The 1,343-nt window shown below is 69.8% G+C and carries 1 protein-coding gene; it reads right to left on the minus strand.

Going from position 1 to position 1,343, the window contains the following annotated elements; all coding sequences use genetic code 11:
* A partial coding sequence (locus ACIP89_RS37765; RefSeq protein WP_402119023.1) for a homocysteine S-methyltransferase family protein occupies nt 1-1,343 on the minus strand: 1,343 nt, incomplete at both ends.

The following is a 1,343-nucleotide window of genomic DNA, read 5'->3' on the forward strand; positions in this document are numbered from 1 at the left end:
GTCAGATCCGCGATCAGCCGCTCCGCGATCGCCACCTTGTGCTCGACCGTGCGGGCCTGGCCCTCCTCGTCGATGGTCAGCGCGATCAACGCCGCACCGTGCTCGGCGGCCAACCGCGTGACCTTCACGAAACGCGACTCCGGCCCGTCACCGTCCTCGTAGTTCACCGAGTTCAGAACCGCCCGCCCGCCCAGCTTCTCCAGCCCCGCCCGCAGCACCGGCAGCTCCGTGGAGTCCAGCACGATCGGCAGAGTGGAAGCCGTCGCGAACCGCCCCGCCAGCTCCTCCATGTCCGCGACCCCGTCACGGCCCACATAGTCGACGCAGAGGTCGAGCATGTGCGCACCCTCACGGATCTGGTCGCGCGCCATCTCCACACAGTCGTCCCAGCGCGCCTCCAGCATCGCCTCCCGGAACTTCTTCGAACCATTGGCGTTCGTCCGCTCACCGATCGCCAGGTACGAGGTGTCCTGCCGGAACGGCACCGTCTGATAGAGCGACGCGGCACCCGGCTCCGGACGCGGCTCCCGGACGGCGGGGGTGAGATCACGGGCCCGGTCCACGACCTGCCGCAGATGCTCAGGCGTCGTACCGCAACACCCGCCGATCAAGGACAGCCCGTAGTCGGTCACGAAGGCTTCCTGCGCGTCCGCCAGGCCCTCGGGGCCGAGCGGGAAGTGCGCCCCGTCCTTGGTCAGCACCGGCAGACCCGCGTTCGGCATGCACATCAGCGGGGTACGCGAGTGCCGGGCCAGGTAACGCAGGTGCTCGCTCATCTCGGCCGGACCGGTCGAGCAGTTCAGGCCGATCAAGTCGATGCCGAGCGGCTCCAGAGCCGTCAGGGCCGCGCCGATCTCCGAACCCAGCAGCATGACGCCGGTCGTCTCGAAGGCCAGCGAGCAGATCAGCGGCACGTCCACGCCCAGGGCGTCCATCGCCCGGCGCGCGCCGATCAGGCTGGACTTGGTCTGCAGCAGGTCCTGCGTGGTCTCCACGATCAGGGCATCCGCGCCGCCGGCCAGCAGGCCCTCGGCGTTCTGCTGGTAGCCGTCGCGCAGCACGTCGTACGCGATGTGGCCGAGCGAGGGCAGCTTGGTGCCGGGGCCCACCGAGCCGAGGACCCAGCGCTGGCGGCCGTCCCTGGCCCCGAACTCGTCAGCGACCTCGCGGGCGATGCGGGCACCCGCCTCGGACAGTTCGTGGATCCGGTCGGCGATCTCGTACTCGTTCGCCGCCGAGTGGTTCGCCCCGAAGGTGTTCGTCTCCACGCAGTCCACGCCGACCGCGAAGTACTCCTCGTGCACGGAGCGCACGATGTCCGGCCGGGTGAGGTTCAGGATCTC

The sequence above is a fragment of the Streptomyces sp. NPDC088730 genome, assembly GCF_044751215.1.
In the GTDB taxonomy this organism is placed as follows: domain Bacteria; phylum Actinomycetota; class Actinomycetes; order Streptomycetales; family Streptomycetaceae; genus Streptomyces.